This window comes from Vibrio sp. ArtGut-C1 (assembly GCF_002105475.1).
GTDB classification, from domain to species: domain Bacteria; phylum Pseudomonadota; class Gammaproteobacteria; order Enterobacterales; family Vibrionaceae; genus Vibrio; species Vibrio diabolicus.
The window spans coordinates 204,967-228,381 of sequence record NZ_NCTH01000005.1 but is presented as its reverse complement, the minus strand read 5'-3'; the positions used below and the strand labels follow the sequence as shown (position 1 = coordinate 228,381).

The window sequence follows — 23,415 nt, the reverse complement described above, 5'->3', positions numbered from 1 at the left end:
AATGGCACAAGCCGAGTTTTCATTGCAGGAAAAAGATAAGAAACGACTGATAAAAGATCGTTTAGTTCGACTTGCAGTGACATCCGGTGGTGTCGGCGTACTCGCGGCGCTTATTTTGATGTTTGTCTACCTCGCCATGGTGATCATTCCGCTTTTTTCTGATGCGGAGATCAAAACCAACCAAGCCATTCGAGCCACCCATATTGAAACACCACTGGCGATTTCGGTGGATGATTACGCTCAGCTCGCGTTCGTTCTAACCCAAAGTGGTGAGATTCAATATTTGTCGATGGACGATCCTACGAAACCTGCGGTGTATAAACAGCAAATCGTCCAGGAACCCGTCGCTTTCTCTCAATCTGCTCCTGGACTAGGTTGGTATGGGTTTGTTGATGGGCAGGGTAAAGCGCACCTTTTCAAGCCTGAATTTAATGCCACGTTGAGAGAAAATACACGTCCTCCGGAAGTGATTGAGCTAGACACCAGCATGGATCTGACGCTGAGTACGCCTCAAGATCCTGTGACTCAGTTTGTGTTTGCAGCTTCAACGCCGTTACCAACAATTGTTTGGCAGACACAAAGCGGTGAAGTGAAAGCTCGCTGGCAAGTGGCTTCGTCTTTGGGTACGCCTCCTACAACGATCGATTTTACGTTCTCTTCAGGCTTTAACACGCCTCAGCAAATGTTATTGACACCTGACGGTGAAACGCTTTATTTGCGCGATGGCTCTGAGTTGATCGTGTTAAAGAAAACCGCACGTAAATTTGCTGTGCGAGAGGTGGTCGATCTCACTCAAGGTGATAAGAAGCATTCCGTTCGTACGATAGACTTATTGGCTGGTGCTTACTCGCTTTTGGTGACGCACAACGATGGTCGGGTGTCGCAATGGTTTGATACGCTGCAAGAAGAGAAACGCACGTTAACGCATATTCGTGATTTTAAATTGGCATCAGAGCTTAAGTATTTGTTGCCGGATTCTCATCGAAAAGGATTTTATAGCTTTTACACCAACGGCACGTTGCAAAGCCATTATACAACCAGTGAAAAACTGGTGTTGTTTAAGCGTGCGTACAATCAAGCGCCCGCAATCGCAGCAATGTCTAACAATGAACGCTACTTAATCACTTGGCAAAATAATGCGTTAAATGTTGCGGAAGTGGACAATGCCTATCCAGAAATTTCATTGTCCTCATTATGGCAAGAAGTGTGGTACGAAGGGTATCCTGAGCCTGAATTTGTGTGGCAATCGACTTCGGCGAGCGATAACTTTGAGGCTAAGTTCAGCCTAGTACCTATTGCGTTTGGGACGATAAAAGCGGCGATGTTTGCGATGCTGTTTTCAGTGCCGCTCGCAGTGCTAGGTGCTATTTATACGGCTTACTTTATGTCGCCACGCATGCGTCGTGTCGTAAAACCGTCGATTGAGCTAATGGAAGCACTGCCGACGGTGATCATTGGTTTCCTCGCGGGATTGTGGTTCGCGCCTATTGTCGAAGATCACCTGATTACGATCGTCGTTATGCTGTTTGTTTTGCCCTTGAGCACCATAATTATGGGCGGGCTATGGGCATTAATACCGCAACCTTTGCGAAATCGTCTGCCTAATGGTTGGCATGCTTTAGTGCTCATGCCTGTCATATTGGTACTGATTGGGCTTGGAGTGTGGATTTCGCCTACGATTGAGCAGACGTTCTTTGGTGGCGATATGCGCTTATTCTTAACCGAGCATGGTATTGGATACGATCAACGCAATGCATTGGTGGTGGGGTTAGCGATGGGGTTTGCTGTTATCCCGACGATTTTTACCATTGCCGAAGATGCCATTTTCTCTGTACCGAAGCATTTATCGGATGGCTCTTTGGCATTAGGGGCCACGCCTTGGCAAACTTTAATCTATGTTGTCTTGCTTACCGCAAGCCCAGGTATTTTTTCTGCCATTATGATGGGCCTGGGACGCGCTGTTGGTGAAACCATGATTGTGTTAATGGCAACGGGCAATACGCCATTAATGGATTGGAATATTTTGGAAGGATTGCGCAGCCTGTCGGCGACCATCGCCGTTGAGTTGCCAGAGTCGGAAGTTGGAAGTTCGCATTATCGTCTATTGTTCCTAGCTGCATTGATTTTGTTTGTATTTACGTTTGCAGTAAACGCGCTTGCGGAATGGGTTCGTCAAAGACTGAGAGATAAGTACCGTGCGTTGTAATAATGGTTTGAATAAAGAGCGAGTAATGACGTGTTAAATTGGATTCGTTCTGGCGCACCGTGGATATGGCTAACAGGCGGTGCAGTCAGCATCAGTTTGTTGTCGGTATTAGGGTTGTTACTCCTTATCGGCTGGAAAGGCCTGACTTACTTTTGGCCAGCTCCCTTGTATCAGTGGAATGTTGCAGCATTGACGCCTGTACAAGGCGAAGTGCTACATGAAAATACTATTCTGATTGGCCAAGTGTATGAGCGCAGCTTTGTACCGAAGAGTTATCTGCCTGAAAGCGCAGCACAGCAGTTAGAAGACGATGAAGACTTTGCCACGCGACTCAGTATCAAAATCGCTAACCGAGAGTTGTATCCCGCCGATTTTATCTCCGTATTGCAAATGCAGTTGGACGAGCCCACGACGCCAAAAGAGTGGGCTGTGATCGAGCGCAGCAGCGGTGGTTATTTCTTTGGTAAGCTGGTGGCGTTTCAAGATGGCGATAATATATACACCAGTGATATTCAATCGGTACTAAATAAAAAGCTTGATGATGCAGAAACTCTGCGCCATGAGATTGATTCTTTGGTGGTCGATCAGCTTAAAGAGCTTGGTTGGAAGCTAGAGCAGTTGCGATTAGAAAAGCGCAAGCATGAATTGAATGACACGCTGACAGAAAGATTCTTAAAGGAAAATCAGACGAAAAAAGAGCAGATAGAGAAAGCGCTTGAGACGTTAGATTTGCAACTTGATGGTTTACGACTTCAGCTCTCTGACTATGCCTTGATTGTCGAGGATATGACGAGGTCACAAGTATCGATTCCGCTCGAAGATATTTTGGACTACTGGTATCCAAACCAAATGTCACTGCCTGATAAAGTCATGCATTGGGGAAAACAGGTTTGGAAGTTTTTATCTGAAGATCCAAGAGAGTCAAACTCCGAAGGAGGCGTGTTCCCTGCGATATTTGGTACGGTTTTCTTAGTACTTATCATGTCGATCATTGTGATGCCACTTGGGGTGATCGCCGCTATCTATCTACATGAATATGCTAAGAATAACGCTCTAACCAGGGTTATTCGTATTGCGGTTATAAACCTAGCGGGTGTTCCATCGATTGTTTATGGCGTATTTGGTTTAGGCTTCTTTGTTTATACGATTGGTGCCTCTATCGACAACGTATTCTATGCGGAAAAGTTACCGGCACCAACCTTTGGTACTCCGGGTTTGTTGTGGTCTGCACTAACTCTTGCCGTGCTGACGCTTCCAGTTGTGATTGTGACAACAGAAGAAGGTTTAACTCGTATTCCGAGTTCAGTACGACATGGTTCTCTGGCGCTTGGTGCAACTCAGTTCGAAACCCTATGGCGTGTGGTTTTGCCTATGGCGACGCCAGCTATTATCACAGGGCTGATCCTTGCGATTGCGCGTGCAGCTGGCGAAGTAGCGCCACTGATGCTGGTGGGGGTCGTGAAATTGGCATCCAGTTTACCGGTTGACGGGCAATTCCCTTATGTGCATTTGGATAGAAAGTTCATGCATTTAGGTTTTCACATTTACGATGTTGGCTTTCAAACCTCCAACATCGAAGCGGCGCGACCATTAGTTTATGCCACCTCTTTCTTACTCGTGACAGTGATTGTCGGGCTAAACTTAACAGCAATCAGTATTCGCAATAATTTACGAGAAAAATACAGAACGTTAGGACAAGATTAAGTATGTTTAATTTTGATAGTACATTAGGTTATGAGCCACCATTGGACGTTCATAATTTAACGGATGAACAAACAGCAATCTCAATCGAGAACCTTAATCTGTTCTATGGTCAAACTCAGGCGCTGCATGATATTTCGATGCGAATTCCCAAAGGGCGAGTCACCGCTTTTATCGGTCCTTCAGGGTGTGGAAAGTCGACGTTATTACGTTGCATCAATCGCATGAACGACTTAGTGGAAGGGTGTCGAGTCACAGGCAAAGTGCGTCTACATGGCAAGAATGTTTATCATCCTAATGTCGATGTTGCGACACTTCGACGCCGAGTGGGGATGGTGTTTCAAAGACCCAATCCATTTCCTAAGTCTATTTATGAAAACGTAGTTTATGGCTTACGCTTACAAGGTGTAAAAAACAGCCGCAGTTTAGATGACGCAGTGGAGCGATCCTTGCGCTCGGCGGCGTTGTGGGATGAGGTCAAAGACCGCTTGCATGAGAACGCATTTGGTTTATCTGGTGGTCAGCAACAGCGCTTGGTCATTGCGCGCGCGGTGGCGATTGAGCCGGAAGTCCTGTTATTGGATGAGCCGACATCAGCGTTGGATCCAATCTCAACTTTAACTATTGAAGAGCTTATCAATGAGCTGAAGACTCAATATACTGTCGTTATCGTTACCCATAACATGCAGCAAGCGGCGCGAGTGAGTGATCACACCGCATTCATTCATATGGGTAAGTTAATTGAATACTCTGACGCGGACTCGATCTTCACCTCGCCAATGAAGAAACAGACCGAAGATTACATTACGGGTCGCTACGGTTAAGTCGCGACTCTATACGGAATAAGGAACATCATGCACTTTGGACGTCATATTTCAGGACAATTTAACGTAGAGCTAGAATCGATTCGTACTCATGTATTAACCATGGGTGGCTTGGTAGAACAGCAGCTTTCGTATGCTATTCAAGCCTTGCATAAAGAAGACATCGAACTGGCGCGTAAGGTTGTGCGTGACGATCATAAAGTGAATGCGATGGAAGTCTCGATCGATGACGCCTGCACACGCATTATTGCTAAGCGTCAGCCAACGGCAAAAGACTTGCGCTTAATCATGGCTATCATCAAAACGATCACTGATTTAGAACGTATCGGTGACGTGGCGACACGCATTGCTTACGTTGCCATTGAAAGCCCATCATCAAAAGAACGACAATTCCAAGTGTCGTTAGAGCCTCTCTGCCGTCAGGCAATTAATATGCTGCATCAGGTTTTAGATGCGTTTGCCCGCATGGATGTAGAAGCGGCAGCAGAGGTGCACAAACAAGATGACAAACTAGACGCCGAATATGAAGCGGTGATTCGTCAGTTGATGACTTATATGATGGAAGACCCAAAAAATATCCCCAACATTCTGCAAGTGATGTGGTCGGCACGCGCGATTGAACGCGTGGGGGACCGTTGCCAGAACATCTGTGAATACATTATTTACTTCGTGAAAGGGAAAGATGTACGCCACCTAGGTGATCAAAGCATTGATGACGTACTGAAGTAACTGATTTCAATAAATAGACCAGCTTTTAGGCTGGTCTATTTATTAGGGAGAGGGAAAGTACATCAATATTTATCGGGCACGAAGGTCTGATCATCAATGGGCGCTCTGACATAACCTTCTTTATTGAGATCAGGTAATTCAATCGGTGGGTACTCAAGCGCTTTGTAATCAATCTGGCTAAGTAAATGGCTGATACAGTTCAAGCGCGCTTTCTTTTTCGAGTCAGAGGGCACGACCCACCAAGGACAGCTCTTCGTATCTGTGTAAGCGAACATTTTATCTTTTGCCTCAGAATACTCGACCCAGCGATGACGTGACTCCAGATCCATTGGGCTGAATTTCCAACGTTTGATCGGCGTATTAATTCGACCTAGAAAACGTTTTTCTTGCTCTTCGTCTGAAACCGAAAACCAATACTTAATCAGAATAATCCCAGAGCGTTGCAACATTCTTTCGAATTCAGGACAAGAGCGTAAAAACTCTTCGTATTCGTCTGGAGTACAGAACCCCATGACTTTTTCGACACCTGCTCGGTTATACCAACTTCGGTCAAATAAAACGATTTCACCAGCAGATGGCAAATGAGCGACGTAACGTTGGAAGTACCATTGCGTTTTTTCTTTTTCTGTCGGTGCAGGCAGAGCGACCACGCGACAAACACGCGGGTTTAGCTTTTCTGTGATGCGTTTAATCACCCCGCCTTTGCCCGCAGCATCACGGCCTTCAAACAGAACCACCACTTTTAACCCTTTGTGTTTGACCCACTCTTGAAGTTTTACGAGCTCAACTTGAAGGTTTTTGAGCTCCTTTTCGTATTCCTTTTTCTTCAATTTAGACATACACCTTTCCTCACTCCTTGATAAACAATATGTTAGCACTCAAAAGCTATGCGTGTGAGGTTACGGTCGTCTATTTGAGAGCTGCTACGACATCGGTAATGGCTTGTGTACTTGTGATGGGGATTAAGAAATCATCGACATCAGTTGCGCCCATTTTGCTTTGTTCAGCAACAAAGTTCATTTTACTAGGTCGAGTCGTTTTGCCTGACAGATGGATTTCAGGAACTTGAGTGTCTTCTACTAATGCACGTACGTTACTCGCATTAACGCCAGCACCCGCCATGATTGCAATGCGTCCTTGGGCTTGTTCAACAAGAGATTTAAGTACTTTCTGGCCTGCTGGCGCAGAAGGTGCGAGCCCTGAAGTGAGAATGCGTTCGCAGCCCAAACTGATGACCTCTTCCAATGCTAATTGAGCGTTTCTACATTGATCAAAAGCACGATGGAACGTTATGCCCAGCCCTAATTCCTGTGCGAATTCGCACAGTGCTGTTGCAAAGGGCATGTGAATACCCCCCTCTTGAGTGAGTACACCTAAAACCACACCATCCAAGCCCGATTGGTGAGCAGCTTCAATATCCCAACGCATCATTTCGATCTCTTCTTCACAGTAGAAGAAGTCACCTTGGCGTGGGCGGATCATGGCATAAACTGGAACACTAGAAAGCTTAGCCGCTTGCTGCATAAAGCCATAACTGGGTGTTAGCCCGCCTAAAGCCAAAGAGGAGCAAAGTTCAATCCGAGTGGCGCCGCCAGCAATGGCGTAGTGCAGAGATTCAATATTATCGATACAGACTTCTAGGTGAGTAACCACGTTCATTCATCCTGCTAACGTTACAAATAAGTGTTGTGGCTAAGATATTAACAGGGCCAGTAAGCAGAATCTGTATGGAGGGCATGAGAAATAGAGGTAAAGTTTACGCTGCAGCGTTACCTCATTTTGGCGGTTTATCTGAAGGTAAAAGAAAGCCCAGAGCATTTGCTCTAGGCTTTGATAGGACTTTACTTAGACTGATTGGCGTTTGCGGTTTTCCGCATTAGCTTTTTGCTTTATATACATCCAACCATCACACCCGTTGAGCTAGGGTGAAGGTCTATTATTTTTTGCCTAGGTCAGCTGCGTGCTCAGATAGGAACGCTGCAACACCTTTTGGAGATGCGTCCATACCTGCTTTACCTTCTTCCCATTGTGCAGGACATACTTCGCCGTGCTTCTGGTGGAAGTTAAGAGCGTCAACCATGCGTAGCATTTCGTCGATGTTACGGCCTAGTGGTAGGTCGTTAACTACTTGGTGACGTACAACGCCTTCTTCGTCGATTAGGAAAGAACCACGGAAAGCAACGCCTGCTTCTGGGTGCTCAACGTCGTAAGCTTTACAGATTTCGTGCTTAACGTCAGCAACTAGTGGGTACTTAACTTGACCGATACCGCCATCTTCGATAGCAGTGTTACGCCATGCGTTGTGAGAGAACTGAGAATCGATAGAAACACCGATTACTTCAACACCTTTAGCTTGGAAATCAGCTAGACGGTTGTCGAATGCGATTAGCTCAGATGGGCAAACGAAAGTGAAATCTAGTGGGTAGAAGAATACTACTGCTTTCTTACCTTTAGTGAACTCTGCAAAGTTGAAGTTTTCAACGATTTCACCGTTACCTAGAACAGCTGCTGCAGTAAAATCAGGGGCTTGACGACCTACTAGTACCATTTTTTTGCTCCTAAAAAGTATGGTTAGTTCCAAACCGAATTCAGTTGTGTCGGTTTGGTCCGTGTTTGTACGAGACAAACTATAGTACAGATTGTAGTATTGAAAAAAGCGAAATAAATAGATTGAGTTAATCGAAAAAAACGATAATAGCAAAACTCTTAACTCGATCACTGGAACGGCGGTAGATACAAATACAATTATGAATAAATGGCCCAGTTTGAAGCAGTTGCACTACTTAGTCACACTGCATGAAACAAGACATTTTAGTGACGCTGCAGAGCGTTGTTTTGTCAGTCAGTCGACTTTAAGTAAAGGTATTCAAAACTTAGAGGAATTGATTGGTTGTCCATTATATGAAAAGAAAGACAAGAAAAGTCCACTGGTTTTTACCCAAACAGGAGAAATGGTAGTAAAGCAGGGGCGAGAGCTGTTAGCAAAAGGGCAAGATTTGGTCGAGCTTGGACGTATGTGCCAAGGCGACGATATGCAAGGCCAGCTAAAAGTAGGATGTATACCAACAATTGCTCCGTTTTTACTGTGTGATTTGGTACAAGAGGTGAACTACCGTTTTCCACAACTGAATCTTTTATTAAGAGAAGACACGACGACAAACTTACTTCAAGCGCTCAGACATGGTGAGCTGGATGTGCTTATTTTAGCGTTACCAGTCGAAATTGATGGGATGGAAAGCCGAGTAGTGGGTAAGGATCCGTTTCGAATGGTTATAAGCGCTAATCAAGCCCAATCGGTCCCTGTGCCGATTCGTTACGCGGATTTACCTGACGAATCCGTCTTTCTACTAGAGAAAGAACATTGCTTAACGGAACATGCGGTATCAGCGTGTAAATTAACAGACAAAGAAAAAATCAATCCGTTTACGGCAACCAGCCTCCATACACTGGTGCAAATGGTTGCGAATGGTTTGGGAACAACGTTCATTCCTCAAATGGCTATCGACCATGGCTTGCTGCATAACCAGAATTTAGTCGTGATCGATCCTCCAGGTAAACAAGCTTATCGCGAAATCGGCTTAGTTTGGCGTCCGAGCTCGTCAAGAACGAAAACATTTAATCAACTTGCAGAAGTCGTTTCAGAGCTGCTTTAGCTATTAGTATTAGCCCTTACTTCTCCATTATTTATCTAAAAGCGCACTGGAAACAGTGCGCTTTCTAGTATTTTATTCTGCTGGTAAACTTTGACTTGTAAAATTTTACAGCTCTTCTTTGATGAAGCTTTCATAAAATAGTGAAATTTCACAATGTTAATTTTACACAAAGCCCTGCATGTCTTGTTTGACCCCTGTTTAAATCCATCTCTTCAGCCCTTGTGAGTACAAGGTGTTTGTTTACCTGTCAATATTCATACGCTTGTTTGAAATTATAAAGCGACTTTAAATTTAATGTAATTTTATTACGTAATAACTTACAAAATAAGGCGCTTGATAGATGGTTTTTACCTTGCGGAATAAAACTTTGAATTTTCTGTTTTGTTTATATTAGGGGTTTCACTAAACCCTTTGTTGATATAGCTTATTTAAAGGCCGATACGACTTATGTCTAGATTGAAAATACACGTAGCATTACGCAATCTATCGGCATGGCTAGACGAGTTGAACACAAAGTTAAAGGATGTAATTTGTTGTTCATAACTTACAAATGTAGCTTTACGCTGACTGCCCAAGATTGATAAAGCACGTTAAGGATGAATGATTATGCTTGCTCAGACAGAACAAAAAACACAACAACTAAAGCAAACCCAAGGCATGCTTGAGGTGAATGGAGTCGTTGCTCCAGAACATCAAGCAATTTTCCCTGTTGAAGCCCAAACCTTTTTATCTCTACTGTGTGAAAAATTTGCCGGACGTGTTGAACAGTTGCTGGAAGCAAGAGAAGAGAAGCAAGCACGTATTGATGCTGGTGAGCTACCAGATTTTCTACCAGAGACACAAGACATCCGTGAAGGAAGTTGGAAGATCCTAGGAATCCCACAAGATCTGCAAGATCGCCGTGTGGAGATTACCGGACCAACTGACCGCAAGATGGTGATTAACGCACTGAATGCGAATGTAAAAGTGTTCATGGCAGACTTCGAAGATTCAATGTCTCCTGCATGGAGTAAAGTGCTAGATGGTCAAATTAACTTGCGCGATGCTGTTAATGGCACCATCAGTTACACCAATCCTGGCAATGGCAAACATTATCAGCTGGAAGATGACCCAGCGGTGTTGATCTGCCGTGTTCGCGGCCTTCATTTAAAAGAAAAACACGTTACGTGGCACGGTCAGATCATTCCAGGTGCGCTATTCGATTTCGCTCTGTACTTCTATAACAACTACAAAGCCTTACTTCAAAAAGGCAGCGGCCCTTATTTCTACATTCCAAAACTGCAATCGCATCACGAAGCGAAGTGGTGGAGCGAAGTGTTCCATTTCACGGAAGACTATTTCGGTCTTGATACAGGCACCATCAAAGCGACTGTGCTGATTGAAACTTTACCAGCCGTATTCGAAATGGATGAGATTCTGTTCTCACTTAAAGAACACATCGTTGGTTTGAACTGTGGTCGCTGGGATTACATCTTTAGCTACATCAAAACCTTGAAGAAGCACCCTGAACGCGTACTGCCAGATCGCCAAGTGGTCACTATGGACAAGCCATTCTTGAACTCTTACTCGCGATTATTGGTGCGTACTTGTCATAAACGAGGTGCTTTCGCGATGGGAGGAATGGCCGCCTTTATCCCAGCGAAAGACCCGCAAGAGAATCAAAAAGTATTAGACAAGATCCAGACTGACAAATCGCTAGAAGCAAACAACGGTCACGACGGTACTTGGGTAGCTCATCCAGGTTTGGCTGACACCGCGATGGAAGTTTTTAGTGCTGTACTGGGCGAGCGCACCAATCAATTGGATGTGAGTCGTTCAGAGGATGCACCTATTACAGCGGCTGAACTACTCGAGCCTTGTGAAGGCGAGCGTACAGAAGCTGGAATGCGCCACAATATTCGTGTTGCGCTGCAATACATCGAAGCTTGGATCTCTGGCAACGGTTGTGTGCCGATTTACGGACTGATGGAAGACGCAGCAACGGCAGAAATCTCTCGCGCTTCGATCTGGCAATGGATTCAACACGGCAAGTCGCTAGACAACGGGTTAAAGGTCACTAAAGAGCTGTTCGAGCTCTATCTAAAAGAAGAGATTGAAGTCGTGAAGCAAGAAATTGGCGAGCAGCGCTACCATGCGGGTCGATTTGAAGAAGCAGCAGACTTAATGGCAAGGCTCACGACGAGCGATGAGCTGACCAACTTTTTGACAGTTCCTGGTTATGACTACCTGGATTAATAAAGAATAACTGTAACACCAATAACGTGAAGGATTTTCAAGGCAGATAGGGAAGTACTGCCTGAGAACGGAAACTCAACGCACACGCATAAAGTGCAAATTATAAAGAGGGATAGACCAATGACTAACTTAACTCGCCGCCAACAAATTGAAGCTCTGGAAAAAGACTGGGCAACTAACCCACGCTGGAAAAATGTGAAGCGTACTTACACTGCCGAGGAAGTGGTGGAACTGCGTGGCTCTATGGTGCCTGCAAACACAATTGCACAACGTGGTGCAGACAAACTTTGGTCACTGGTCAACGGTAGTGCGAAAAAAGGTTACGTAAACTGTCTTGGTGCGCTAACGGGTGGTCAAGCCGTTCAACAAGCTAAAGCAGGTATTGAAGCGATTTATCTGTCAGGCTGGCAGGTAGCGGCGGATAACAACACCGCTTCGACGATGTATCCAGACCAATCTCTTTACCCAGTAGATTCTGTACCGTCAGTAGTAAAGCGTATCAACAACTCATTCCGTCGTGCAGACCAAATTCAGTGGGCTGCTGGTAAGACGCCTGAAGATGAAGGTGGTATTGATTACTTCCTACCTATCGTAGCGGATGCTGAAGCGGGCTTTGGTGGTGTGCTTAACGCTTACGAACTAATGAAATCGATGATCGAAGCCGGTGCCGCGGGCGTTCACTTTGAAGACCAGTTAGCATCGGTGAAAAAGTGTGGCCATATGGGTGGTAAGGTATTAGTTCCTACGCAAGAAGCGGTACAAAAGCTCGTTGCAGCTCGTTTGGCTGCTGACGTAGCGGGAACAACAACATTAGTTATTGCTCGTACTGATGCGAATGCGGCGGATCTCATTACTTCAGATTGCGACCCATATGATAAAGATTTTATTGAAGGTGAGCGCACTCAAGAAGGTTTCTACCGCGTTCGCGCTGGTATCGACCAAGCGATTTCTCGTGGCCTGGCTTACGCACCATATGCAGATTTGATTTGGTGTGAAACGGCTACGCCATGTTTGGAAGAAGCACGTAAGTTTGCAGAAGCAATTCACGCTGAATACCCAGATCAATTGTTGGCGTACAACTGCTCGCCTTCATTCAACTGGGAGAAAAACCTAGATGCAGAAACCATTGCTAAGTTCCAACAAGAGCTTGCAGACATGGGCTACAAGTACCAATTCATCACGCTAGCAGGCATTCACAACATGTGGTTCAACATGTTCGAACTGGCACACGCTTATGCTCAAGGTGAAGGTATGCGTCATTATGTTGAGAAAGTTCAGCGTCCTGAATTCCAGGCGGCAGAAAAAGGCTATACATTTGTTGCACACCAACAAGAAGTAGGTACAGGTTACTTCGATAGAATGACCAATACTATCCAAGGTGGTAACTCTTCAGTGACCGCATTGACAGGTTCGACCGAAGAAGACCAATTCTAATTGGCAGAGAAACACTTCCTTAATCAGCGTCAGTAATGGCATTTTGAGCGGCAACCCTGCCGCTCTTTTTTCGTTTAAAACGTTTAAGAAACGAAATTTACACCCAAGATAACGCGTTTGCGTATTATTCTTCTGGCTCGATTTCTTCGGGTTCCACTTCTTCTTGCAGTTCCAATAAGTTAATCGCAATGGTCACAAAGTCACTGTCAGTAATGATGCCTACCAATCGACCCTTGGTGACAACAGGTAAACAGCCAACTTTGTGCTTTTGCATGTAGATAGCGCTCTCTTTAAGCCCCGCGATGGGTTCGGCCGTCATGATGTTAGTGTGCATCATTTCGTAGAGCGGTGTATCTAGAGTAAAAGATTGTTCAGCCTCATCTGGGTGCAAGCTCGATTCTTGAGCAGCAAGAATGTCGCGTTGAGTCACCAAGCCTTGTAAGTGGTTATTGGCATCAACAACCGGAATATGTCGAATATCAAGCGCATCCATCATGCTTTTTGCATCACGCAAGGTGTGCGTGCGCAGTAAGGTATGAGGATTACGAGTCATCATGTCTTCAACCTTGATCATAGAGACCTCCAGCGGCATTGTCCTTCTCTTAAATATAGAGAATATTTTTCTGTATATCTGGGAGCTAACTCGTTTTTCATCAATTAAATAGCACAATACACTTGCGCTTCTTTTTGTCTGCGTAATCTGTGTCTTATCGACGTTTTTATTAATTTGAATAAGTCGGTTTGCGTGCGAGTCAGTTGGCATTTTTGATTGATATTGAATGTGTACCCAAGGTAATCCAATGAATTGAATCGCACATTTTTATTCGTTGGATTTTCCAAGATTCGTCTCTCGAAGAAGATACGCTCAGGCTTACCAAATTGAAGACAGCAACCTAAATGAAAAGAACAACGTGTAACAAACTCATTGCGCTGGCAGTGGCGGCATTCAGTGTGCAATCAGCACAGGCGATTGTGTTAGGAGATGAACTAACCGACTCTGTTGACCGCGTTACTTTACGAGCAAGTAATATGGCAGAGTTCCCACTGTGTGGCGGCACCATGCTGACGGAGCAGTGGGTGTTGACTGCGGCACACTGCGTGGTAATGGGGCAGAGAACGAACGAAGCAAGCTACTATGTGACCCCGCCGGGCGAGTTGTCGGTGAATGCGAATGTGCATGAACTTAATTCAGCAGGGCTTGATAACTTCTATCCGGTGTCTCACGTTGTGGTTCACCCTGATTACACGCGGATTTCAAAAGCTGAGACCGACAGTAATGGTAACGTGAAACCTATACAAACCGGTTTAGACTCAGACATCGCGTTGCTGTATCTCACGCGCCCAGTGGCAAATGCGAGCTTTGCTGATTTAGCAAACAAAGCCGACATGGAGAGTATCGAAGCGCGTTTGGCAGCGGATTGGAACGATAATTACCTGACCAATCAACGTGTCGAAAATGTGCAAGTGTTTGGGTGGGGGACCACTCAGCCGGATGCTTCTGAACCTTCCAATACGCTCAAAACCACCATTAGTACATTTTTACCCATCGACAAATGTTATGAACGTTTAGAAATTGGCAGCAGTTTTCCGGGGATCATCGACTCAAGAGAAAACCAAACCAAAATTTGTACGCTACCAACGAAAAACCGAGTATTAGAGCCGGATAGCCACACCCAATATGGTAACTCTGCATGTAAAGGTGACAGTGGGGGGCCGCTGGTCGATGTGGCTACGGGAAAACAGATTGGTATTGTTAGCGGTGGACCTCTCATTCTTCCGACTTGTGGCTCTTTGACGATTCCAAGTTTCTACACCAAGGTGAGCCAATATTACGACTGGGTACAGTCTTACATTACTGCCGATGCGCCACCAAGTAGCTACATCATTGCACCGAACTTTATTAAAGAGGCTAATAACGAAGTCGGCGGAGATAAAGAGTGTCACGACGGTATTGCAACCAATAACTGTGATTTCAAAGGGTCAGATGATGATGGTGGCAGTCTGGGTCTGTGGCTATTGGGTCTATTCGTACCCTTGGCGTGGTGGCGAAGGCGTGAGGTTTGATAGGGCGATTTGAATACCAAACGAGTAAGCAGCGTTATGCGCTGCTTTGCTTTTTAATGTTCCATTTCTTTCGACTTAAACTGAAAAATAATGCCAAGTGATCGCGGTTTTTCACGTTTTATTACACTCTTCATCATGGCTTTTACAGTGATATTCTGGGGATTTGCTTGCTATTGCAGCATGTAAACATATACTAGTCTGCTGCGAAAAACTCGTCGCAATTTTATCCTCGTCCTAGACGTGATTTGACCAATATATAAGACAAGTAACATGCAAGTATCAGATTTCCATTTCGACCTTCCAGATGAACTTATCGCTCGTTACCCTCAGCCAGAGCGTACCGCTAGCCGACTATTACAAATGGACGGCAATACCGGAGAGCTAATTGATGGCACATTTACTGATGTATTGGGCCAAGTTCAACCCGGTGATCTCGTGGTGTTTAATAATACTCGTGTTATACCTGCTCGTCTTTTTGGTCGTAAAGAGTCGGGTGGTAAGCTAGAGGTGCTGGTGGAGCGCATGCTTGACGAGAAAAGCATCCTCGCGCACGTTCGCTGCTCTAAATCTCCAAAACCAGGTACAACCATCATTGTTGGCGAGAATGATGAATACTCAGCAGAAATGGTGGCGCGTCATGACGCTCTATTTGAACTGAAATTTAACGCTGATAAGACGGTATTAGAAATTTTGGAAGAAATCGGCCACATGCCACTTCCTCCTTACATTGACCGCCCAGATGAAGATGCAGATAAAGAGCGTTACCAAACCGTATATAACCAGAAGCCAGGCGCAGTAGCGGCGCCGACAGCGGGTCTTCATTTTGATGATGTTCTACTAGAGAAAATCAAAGCGAAAGGCGCAGAGTTTGCTTACGTCACTTTGCACGTTGGTGCTGGTACATTCCAGCCAGTAAAAGTAGAAAACATCAACGATCACCATATGCACGCTGAGTACGTAGAAGTACCGCAAGAAGTCGTCGAAGCAATTCAAGCGACGAAAGCGCGCGGTGGACGAATTATTGCTGTTGGTACTACATCGGTACGCTCACTTGAAAGCGCAGCGCAAGACGCATTGAAAAAAGGGACTGAGTTGGTCCCATTCTTTGGTGATACAGAAATCTTTATTTTTCCTGGCTACGAATATCAGCTTGTGGATTGCTTGATTACCAATTTCCACCTGCCAGAATCCACACTGATCATGTTGGTGAGTGCATTTGCAGGTTATGAGAACACCATGAATGCTTACAAGCATGCGGTAGAAAACAAATATCGCTTTTTCTCATATGGTGATTCAATGTTCATCAAGAAGAAAACGATTTAGTAAAAAATAAGATTTACGAGTGCTAGCAGTAAGCTAGGAAATAGAGCAGAACCTCTGCTTTATCTCTCGCAAGGAAAAGCGACCGCTCCTTAAAGTAGGGTTGAGCCCTAAACACTCAGTCAGACTGTTTCTCTGACACCCGGAGGCATCGTGAAATTAAAATTCGATCTTAAGAAGAAAAACGGCAATGCGCGTCGTGGTCAACTGACTTTCGAACGTGGCACTGTTCAAACCCCAGCGTTTATGCCAGTTGGTACTTACGGTACGGTTAAAGGCATGACGCCAGAAGAAGTTAAAGGTACGGGCGCAGAAATCCTACTAGGTAACACGTTCCACCTTTGGCTGCGTCCTGGTCAAGAAGTCATGAAAATGCACGGCGACTTGCATGATTTTATGAACTGGCACGGTCCTATTCTTACTGATTCAGGCGGCTTCCAAGTATTCAGCCTTGGCAAGATGCGTACTATTACCGAAGAGGGTGTGCACTTCCGTAACCCAGTTAATGGTGACAAGATTTTTATGGACGCAGAAAAGTCGATGGAAATTCAAAAAGACCTAGGTTCTGACATCGTCATGATTTTTGACGAGTGTACGCCATACCCAGCGACACACGATGAAGCGAAGAAATCGATGGAAATGTCACTACGTTGGGCACAGCGCTCACGTGATCACTTCGAGAAGCTAGAAAACCCGAACAACCTGTTTGGTATTGTTCAAGGTGGTGTTTACGAAGATCTACGTGATGTGTCGGTAAAAGGTCTAACGGAAATCGGTTTTGACGGTTACGCGGTTGGTGGCTTGGCAGTAGGCGAGCCTAAAGAAGACATGCACCGTATTCTTGAGCACACTTGTCCGCAGCTTCCAGAAGACAAGCCTCGCTACCTAATGGGCGTGGGTAAACCAGAAGACTTGGTTGAAGGTGTTCGCCGCGGTATCGACATGTTTGACTGTGTAATGCCAACGCGTAACGCGCGTAATGGTCACCTGTTTGTGACTGGTGGTGTGATCAAGATCCGTAATGCGAAACATAAAACGGATACAACCCCGCTGGATCCGCACTGTGACTGTTACACTTGTCAAAACTACAGTAAATCGTACCTTCATCACTTAGAGCGTTGTAATGAAATTCTAGGTGCTCGTCTGAATACGATCCACAACCTACGCTACTACCAGCGTCTGATGGAAAGTATTCGTAAAGCGATTGATGAAGATCGTTTCGATGAGTTTGTTGCTGAGTTCTATGAGCGTCGTGGCCGTGAAGTGCCACCACTAGCAAAAGAACAGTCATTGACGGACTAAAAAGAATTAAAGCCTTTGGCATGTCGCCAGAGGCTTTTGCTAATAAAGTAGGCTAACGCACGTTATTTTTGAGAGAGTGATCGCTATTAGTTACTCTCAGACTTGAATCTAAAATGCGAAAGCCCAACTTGTTGGATTATCAATAAAATATAATGAGGATGTTTTAATGTTTATTTCTCAGGCTCACGCAGCAGCAGAAGGCGCGCCAGCAGGCGGTGGTTTTGAAATGCTAATCATGCTTGGCATGTTCGCAGTGATCTTTTACTTCATGATTTACCGCCCACAAGCGAAACGTGTAAAAGAGCACAAGAACCTAATGGCTTCTATGGGCAAAGGCGACGAAGTTCTAACTAGCGGTGGCCTAGTGGGTAAAATCACTAAGATTGCTGAAGACAATGACTACATTTCAATCGAGCTTAACGCGAACAATGAAGTGGTAATCAAGAAAGACTTCATCACTGCAGTGTTGCCAAAAGGTACGCTTAAGTCTCTATAAAACAGCTAAAGGATCCTCGCTGTGCTAAACCGTTATCCATTATGGAAGTACTTGATGGTATTTTTTGCCATCATCACCGCTGCGTTATACGCACTTCCAAATATCTACGGTGAAGATCCGGCTATTCAAGTTACAGGGGCGCGTGGCGCCTCTGTAGATATGTCAACGCTGGATGCTGTCACTACTGCTCTTGATAAAGAGCAACTCTCTCATAAATCCATTGCTCTCGAGAATGGATCAATTCTTGTTCGTTTTAACGACACTGACACGCAAATCAGTGCTCGTGATGTCATCAGCGAAGCGCTTGGCAAAGACACAATTGTTGCACTTAACCTTGCTCCTTCTACACCCGATTGGCTAGAAGCGATTGGCGCGTCACCATTAAAGCTGGGTCTTGACCTTCGTGGTGGTGTCCACTTCTTAATGGAAGTAGACATGGACGCTGCGATGGAAAAGCTCGTTGGTCAGCAAGAAGAAGCTTTCCGTAGCGAACTTCGTGAGGCAAAAATTCGTTATCGTGCTATCCGCCCTTCTGGCAAAGAAGCGGTAGAAGTTCTGCTACGTAACGAAGAGCAATTAGCAGAAGCGAAAGCAATGCTAGAAAAGAATCACCCGGACATGCTCTTTGTCGAATCTGATTCAAATGGCCGTTACGCTCTTACAGCGACCTTTACCGAGCAACGTTTACAAGAGATCCGTAACTACGCTGTTGAGCAAAACATTACGATTTTACGTAACCGTGTAAACGAGCTAGGTGTTGCAGAGCCTCTTGTTCAACGTCAAGGTGCAAGCCGAATTGTTGTTGAGCTTCCTGGTGTTCAAGATACTGCTCGTGCAAAAGAGATTCTAGGTGCGACTGCGACGCTAGAATTCCGTGAAGTTGACGATAAAGCTGACCTATCAGCGGCTGCAAATGGTCGTGCGCCAGCAGGCAGTGAAATCAAAATGGACCGAGACGGTCGTCCGGTTGTGCTTAAGAAGCGTGTTATTCTTGGTGGTCAAAGCATTACGGATGCAAGCTCAAGTGTCGATGAATACGGTCGTCCACAAGTTAACATCTCGCTAGACAGCGAAGGTGGTAACAAGATGTCAGCGTTCTCTAAGAAGAACATCGGTAAGCTAATGGCTACCGTGTTTGCTGAGTACAAAGACAGTGGTCGTCGTACGCCAGAAGGCAAAGTCATCCTAGATAAGCATGAAGAAGTCATCAACCAAGCGACGATTCAATCGGCTCTTGGACGTAACTTCCGTATCACGGGTATAGACTCTGCAGCTGAAGCGCACAACCTTGCACTTCTATTACGTGCTGGTGCACTGATCGCACCTATCTCTATCGTTGAAGAGCGTACTATTGGTCCATCAATGGGCCAACAAAACATCGATATGGGTATCCAAGCGTGTATCTGGGGTATGGTTGCGGTAATGCTGTTTACACTGCTTTACTACCGTGGCTTTGGCTTGATTGCCAACATCGCTCTAATGGCTAACTTAGTGTTGATCATTGGTGTTATGTCGATGATTCCAGGCGCCACCATGACGCTTCCGGGGATTGCCGGTATCGTGTTAACAGTCGGTATGGCGGTCGATGCGAACGTACTGATCTTCGAGCGTATCCGTGAAGAGCTTCGCGATGGGCGTAGTCCACAACAAGCGATTCACCAAGGTTACGCGAATGCATTCAGTACGATTGCCGATGCGAACATCACGACACTGATTACTGCAATTATCCTATTTGCAGTCGGTACTGGTGCAGTGAAAGGTTTCGCGGTTACTCTATCTATCGGTATCTTAACTTCAATGTTCACCGCCATTATTGGTACACGTTGTATCGTGAACCTGATTTACGGTGGCAAACGCGTTGATAAATTGTCGATCTAAGGCTGGGAATTAATATGTTTCAAATTCTAAAAGCAGAGAAGACGATCGGCTTTATGCGTTGGTCGAAAGTAGCATTCGTTTTTTCAATCTTTATGATTGCTGCTTCTATCTTCACTTTGTCAACTAAGTGGCTAAATTGGGGCCTAGACTTCACTGGCGGTACGCTAATTGAAGTTGGCTTTGAAAAACCTGCGAACCTTGAAAAAATCCGAACCGCTTTAGATGCGAAAGGTTTTGGTGATGCGACAGTACAAAACTTCGGTAGTGCTCGTGAAGTAATGGTTCGTCTTCGTCCACGTGACGACGTTTCTGGTGAAACGCTGGGCAACCAAATCATTGGTGCTATCAAAGATGGTACTGGCGAAAGCGTAGAAATGCGTCGTATTGAATTCGTAGGTCCTAACGTTGGTGATGAGCTAACAGAAGCTGGCGGTCTAGCGATCCTCGTGTCGCTGATCTGTATCCTGCTTTATGTCTCGATGCGATTTGAATGGCGTCTAGCGGCTGGTGCGGTTATGGCATTGGCTCACGATATCATTATCACGTTAGGTGTTTTCTCATTCCTACAAATCGAAGTTGACCTAACCATCGTCGCAGCACTATTAACGGTAGTCGGTTACTCGCTCAACGATACCATCGTTGTGTTTGACCGTATCCGTGAAAACTTCCGCAAGATGCGTAAAGGTGAGCCAGCCGATATCATGGACGCTTCAATCACCCAAACGTTGAGCCGTACGTTGATTACCTCGGGTACAACATTGTTCGTGGTAATTGCACTGTTCATGCAGGGTGGTGCGATGATTCACGGCTTCGCAACCGCACTTCTACTTGGTATCACTGTAGGTACTTACTCTTCTATCTACGTAGCATCAGCACTAGCGCTAAAACTGGGCATCCAGAAAGAGCACTTGATGCCACCTCAAGTAGAAAAAGAAGGCGCAGAGTTCGACGAAATGCCATAAGGCAGGTTGAGAGTCGAAAACAAAAACCGCTGAGCAATCAGCGGTTTTTTTGTATCTGAATCGAGTTGTGTGCTTGCAGAACCTCACTGTATGGTGCAGCTAAGTAGATACGGTTCAGTAGATACAAAAAAGCCCCGCTCATTGAGCGGGGCTTTTTAAAGTCATCAGCGTGACGGGCTAAATATGACTTTAAAATCTTACTTAAGGATCGCGCTGTTACCGTTTTCGCGGATGTGTTTAAGGATAGATTTTACGCCACGAGCGCTTGAAGCAACAATGTTACCAGACTTCATGTACTCAGTGCCGCCAGCAAAGTCAGTTAGGATTGCGCCAGCTTCACGAGCAATAAGCTCACCTGCTGCCATATCCCAAGGTTTTAGACCTAGCTCGAAGTAACCATCAACACGGCCAGCAGCCACGTAACATAGGTCAAGAGCAGCAGAGCCGCTACGACGGAAATCAGCACATTCAGTGAATAGCGCACCAACGATCTTGATGTAAGACTCAGCGTGTTGTTTCTGCTTGAATGGGAAGCCTGTTGCTAGAACAGTACCTTGAAGGTCTTTTAGTTGAGCAACACGGATACGCGCACTGTTTAGTTGAGCGCCTGCACCACGTTGTGCAGTGAATAGCTCGTTTTGCATTGGGTCGTAAACACAAGCAACTTCAGTTTTGCCTTTGATACGAACAGCGATAGAAACCGCGAAGTGTGGGTAACCTTTTACAAAGTTAGTGGTGCCATCCAGTGGGTCGATGATCCATTGTACGTCTTTATCTTTACCTTCGATAAGACCTTGTTCTTCAGCAACGATACAGTGCTCAGGGTAAGACTGCTTGATAGTATCGATGATGATGTATTCTGCTTCTTTATCTACATTAGTGACAAAGTCATTAGTGCCTTTAAGAGTAGATTCTACTTTATCAGTGTTTTCTAATGATTTAGCAATATGATTGCCTGCCTTTCGCGCAGCGCGAATAGCAATGTTTAGCATTGGATGCATACGAATTTCCCAACGGATGTTAAAGAACAAATGAAAGCGGCGGCGAGTATACCAGAGATCAGTAAAAAGGGAAGTGGTTATTTTTTGTTCTAAAGTCAGTGGTTTTATTGTATTTAGCTTGAGGCGAACGAGAACAATGACCAAGAATGAGAAGAGAGGCCTGCTTCGCCCTAGGGAGTGTTAAAAAACTATGGTAACATTCTGCGGTTTTAATTTAGGTAGCAAACACAGATGTTGGATCAAGTAAAAATTGTACTCGTAGGTACCTCTCATTCAGGCAATATTGGCTCAGCAGCTCGAGCTATGAAAGTGATGGGTTTAAGCCAACTAGTATTAGTCGATCCACAATGTGAAGTGGATGAACAAACTCTTGCTTTGGCTGCGGGTGCTGGTGATATTGCTCAAAATGCAAAGATTGTCGGCACATTAGAGGAAGCGGTTGAAGATTGCAGCCTTGTGGTGGGCTCCAGTGCTCGCTCTCGTACATTAGAATGGCCAATGCTTGAGCCACGTGAATGTGGTGAGAAATTTGCGGTTGAGGGTAGAAAACACCCTGTCGCGCTCGTGTTTGGTCGTGAAAGAACTGGTCTAACAAACGAAGAGCTGCAAAGGTGTCACTACCATGTTTGCATTCCTGCTAACCCTGAATATAGCTCGCTTAACCTAGCGATGGCCGTACAAACTCTGAGTTACGAAGTACGAGTTGCGCATTTGAACTTAGAGCAAAGCCAGTTTGCCCCAAATGAGCCGGAAGAGTACCCACGTCATAGAGAGCTCGAAATGTTCTTCGAGCATCTTGAAAAGGTGATGGTTGAGACCCAGTTTATCAATAAAGAGCAACCAGGACAGGTGATGAATAAATTGCGTCGCTTGTTCTCTCGTGCTCGGCCAGAAACCCAGGAGCTCAATATTCTACGCGGCATTTTGACCTCGATAGAAAAGAAGTTCTGAATAAAGAATAACCACTTTAGGTGTGAGGATGAATACCTGAGTAAAATGGTCAAATAAATACTTGACCAAATTACTCAGGTATGGAAAAATCTTAACCATTACAAACCATGTGGATACGGTGTGGTATGAAACTTACATCTAAAGGAAGATATGCGGTGACAGCCATGCTGGATGTGGCACTGCATTCGCAACAAAACCCTGTACCTCTTGCTGACATCTCAGAGCGTCAGGGGATCTCGCTCTCTTACTTAGAGCAGCTATTTTCAAAATTGCGTAAAGCAGGTCTCGTTGCCAGCGTTCGTGGTCCTGGTGGTGGTTACCGACTTGGTGCCGACGCACACAGTATCGCTATTGGTACCGTGATTGCAGCCGTTGATGAGTCAGTCGATGCAACCAAATGCCAGGGCAAAGGAGATTGCCAAGGTGGAACACGTTGCCTTACTCACACGCTATGGCGAGACTTAAGCTCTCGCATTAGTGACTTCTTGAATAACATCACTCTTGGTGAGTTGATGACAGACAATGAAGTCCTCGAAATTTCTGATCGTCAGGACATTGATCTGGCGGTAACCCATGGGCTATCAAACAAAAATACAACCGCCGCGCCCATCGGTGTAAACGTCCGCTCTTAGCGGTCAGCTTTTTACATTGGAGTAGAG

At 45.3% G+C, this 23,415-nt stretch carries 19 protein-coding genes and 2 pseudogenes; 16 read left to right on the top strand and 5 right to left on the bottom strand.

What is annotated here, in order from left to right:
- Position 1: 1 nt before the first annotated feature.
- From B7360_RS06800 to phoU, 5 genes and pseudogenes are all read left to right on the top strand, one after another.
- Positions 2–2,206: an ABC transporter permease subunit gene (locus B7360_RS06800; RefSeq protein ID WP_085343054.1), complete on the top strand. Its 2,205-nt coding sequence runs from the start codon at positions 2–4 to the stop codon at positions 2,204–2,206.
- Between the two features lie 30 nt (positions 2,207–2,236).
- A pseudogene (locus B7360_RS25370) lies at positions 2,237–2,468 on the top strand (phosphate ABC transporter, permease protein PstA); the annotation flags it as partial.
- Between the two features lie 65 nt (positions 2,469–2,533).
- Positions 2,534–3,910 (top strand): annotated as a pseudogene (pstA, locus tag B7360_RS06795) (phosphate ABC transporter permease PstA); the annotation flags it as partial.
- Positions 3,911–3,912: 2 nt separating this feature from the next.
- Positions 3,913–4,731 carry a phosphate ABC transporter ATP-binding protein PstB gene (gene pstB, locus B7360_RS06790; RefSeq protein WP_005381745.1) on the top strand — a complete coding sequence of 273 codons (819 nt, stop codon included), beginning with the start codon at positions 3,913–3,915 and terminating at the stop codon, positions 4,729–4,731.
- A 30-nt stretch (positions 4,732–4,761) separates the two neighbouring features.
- The gene (gene phoU, locus B7360_RS06785) at positions 4,762–5,460 is read left to right on the top strand and encodes a phosphate signaling complex protein PhoU (RefSeq protein WP_005381744.1); all 699 of its coding nucleotides are present in this window, start codon (positions 4,762–4,764) and stop codon (positions 5,458–5,460) included.
- Between the two features lie 62 nt (positions 5,461–5,522).
- Here the strand turns inward: phoU and ppk2 are convergent, their stop codons facing one another.
- From ppk2 to B7360_RS06770, 3 genes are all read right to left on the bottom strand, one after another.
- A complete protein-coding gene (gene ppk2, locus B7360_RS06780; RefSeq protein WP_085343051.1) occupies positions 5,523–6,299 on the bottom strand; it encodes a polyphosphate kinase 2 in 777 nt (258 codons plus the stop codon).
- Positions 6,300–6,369: 70 nt separating this feature from the next.
- Positions 6,370–7,113, bottom strand: a complete 744-nt coding sequence (locus B7360_RS06775; protein WP_101911810.1) for a copper homeostasis protein CutC — start codon at positions 7,111–7,113, stop codon at positions 6,370–6,372.
- A 283-nt stretch (positions 7,114–7,396) separates the two neighbouring features.
- On the bottom strand, positions 7,397–8,008 hold the full coding sequence (locus B7360_RS06770) for a peroxiredoxin C (protein WP_005381738.1): 612 nt from the start codon (positions 8,006–8,008) through the stop codon (positions 7,397–7,399).
- A 199-nt stretch (positions 8,009–8,207) separates the two neighbouring features.
- Between B7360_RS06770 and B7360_RS06765 the strand changes: the two genes are divergently transcribed.
- The 3 genes from B7360_RS06765 to aceA all read left to right on the top strand — a co-directional run bounded on the left by B7360_RS06765 (position 8,208) and on the right by aceA (position 12,782).
- Positions 8,208–9,113 (top strand): hydrogen peroxide-inducible genes activator, encoded by a 906-nt coding sequence (locus B7360_RS06765; RefSeq protein ID WP_005383681.1) that lies wholly within the window; start codon positions 8,208–8,210, stop codon positions 9,111–9,113.
- 606 nt (positions 9,114–9,719) lie between these two features.
- Positions 9,720–11,348 (top strand): malate synthase A, encoded by a 1,629-nt coding sequence (gene aceB / locus B7360_RS06760; protein ID WP_085343047.1) that lies wholly within the window; start codon positions 9,720–9,722, stop codon positions 11,346–11,348.
- A gap of 120 nt (positions 11,349–11,468) precedes the next feature.
- The gene (gene aceA / locus B7360_RS06755) at positions 11,469–12,782 is read left to right on the top strand and encodes an isocitrate lyase (RefSeq protein ID WP_005381733.1); all 1,314 of its coding nucleotides are present in this window, start codon (positions 11,469–11,471) and stop codon (positions 12,780–12,782) included.
- Positions 12,783–12,906: 124 nt separating this feature from the next.
- Here the strand turns inward: aceA and B7360_RS06750 are convergent, their stop codons facing one another.
- Positions 12,907–13,356: a CBS domain-containing protein gene (locus B7360_RS06750; RefSeq protein ID WP_005391583.1), complete on the bottom strand. Its 450-nt coding sequence runs from the start codon at positions 13,354–13,356 to the stop codon at positions 12,907–12,909.
- A 323-nt stretch (positions 13,357–13,679) separates the two neighbouring features.
- Here B7360_RS06750 and B7360_RS06740 point away from each other — a divergent pair, with 323 nt between their 5' ends.
- The 6 genes from B7360_RS06740 (at position 13,680) to secF (ending at position 20,804) form a co-directional block, all read left to right on the top strand.
- A complete protein-coding gene (locus B7360_RS06740) occupies positions 13,680–14,846 on the top strand; it encodes a trypsin-like serine protease (RefSeq protein WP_085343045.1) in 1,167 nt (388 codons plus the stop codon).
- Between the two features lie 270 nt (positions 14,847–15,116).
- Positions 15,117–16,169, top strand: coding sequence for a tRNA preQ1(34) S-adenosylmethionine ribosyltransferase-isomerase QueA (gene queA / locus B7360_RS06735; RefSeq protein WP_085343043.1), 1,053 nt, complete (start codon positions 15,117–15,119; stop codon positions 16,167–16,169).
- Positions 16,170–16,319: 150 nt separating this feature from the next.
- Positions 16,320–17,468 carry a tRNA guanosine(34) transglycosylase Tgt gene (gene tgt, locus B7360_RS06730; protein ID WP_085343041.1) on the top strand — a complete coding sequence of 383 codons (1,149 nt, stop codon included), beginning with the start codon at positions 16,320–16,322 and terminating at the stop codon, positions 17,466–17,468.
- 166 nt (positions 17,469–17,634) lie between these two features.
- Entirely contained in the window at positions 17,635–17,964 is a 330-nt protein-coding gene (yajC, locus tag B7360_RS06725) for a preprotein translocase subunit YajC (RefSeq protein ID WP_005381725.1), read from the top strand.
- 21 nt (positions 17,965–17,985) lie between these two features.
- Positions 17,986–19,842: a protein translocase subunit SecD gene (gene secD / locus B7360_RS06720; protein ID WP_006741889.1), complete on the top strand. Its 1,857-nt coding sequence runs from the start codon at positions 17,986–17,988 to the stop codon at positions 19,840–19,842.
- A 14-nt stretch (positions 19,843–19,856) separates the two neighbouring features.
- Positions 19,857–20,804, top strand: coding sequence for a protein translocase subunit SecF (secF, locus tag B7360_RS06715; protein ID WP_005391572.1), 948 nt, complete (start codon positions 19,857–19,859; stop codon positions 20,802–20,804).
- 197 nt (positions 20,805–21,001) lie between these two features.
- On the opposite strand, the gene suhB is transcribed toward secF, so the two are convergent.
- Positions 21,002–21,805, bottom strand: a complete 804-nt coding sequence (gene suhB, locus B7360_RS06710; protein ID WP_012842115.1) for an inositol-1-monophosphatase — start codon at positions 21,803–21,805, stop codon at positions 21,002–21,004.
- A gap of 231 nt (positions 21,806–22,036) precedes the next feature.
- On the opposite strand from suhB, the gene trmJ reads away from it, so the two are divergent.
- Both trmJ and iscR read left to right on the top strand, forming a co-directional pair.
- Positions 22,037–22,756 (top strand): tRNA (cytosine(32)/uridine(32)-2'-O)-methyltransferase TrmJ, encoded by a 720-nt coding sequence (gene trmJ / locus B7360_RS06705; protein ID WP_006741887.1) that lies wholly within the window; start codon positions 22,037–22,039, stop codon positions 22,754–22,756.
- A gap of 125 nt (positions 22,757–22,881) precedes the next feature.
- The gene (gene iscR, locus B7360_RS06700; protein ID WP_005381720.1) at positions 22,882–23,388 is read left to right on the top strand and encodes a Fe-S cluster assembly transcriptional regulator IscR; all 507 of its coding nucleotides are present in this window, start codon (positions 22,882–22,884) and stop codon (positions 23,386–23,388) included.
- Positions 23,389–23,415 lie beyond the last annotated feature (27 nt).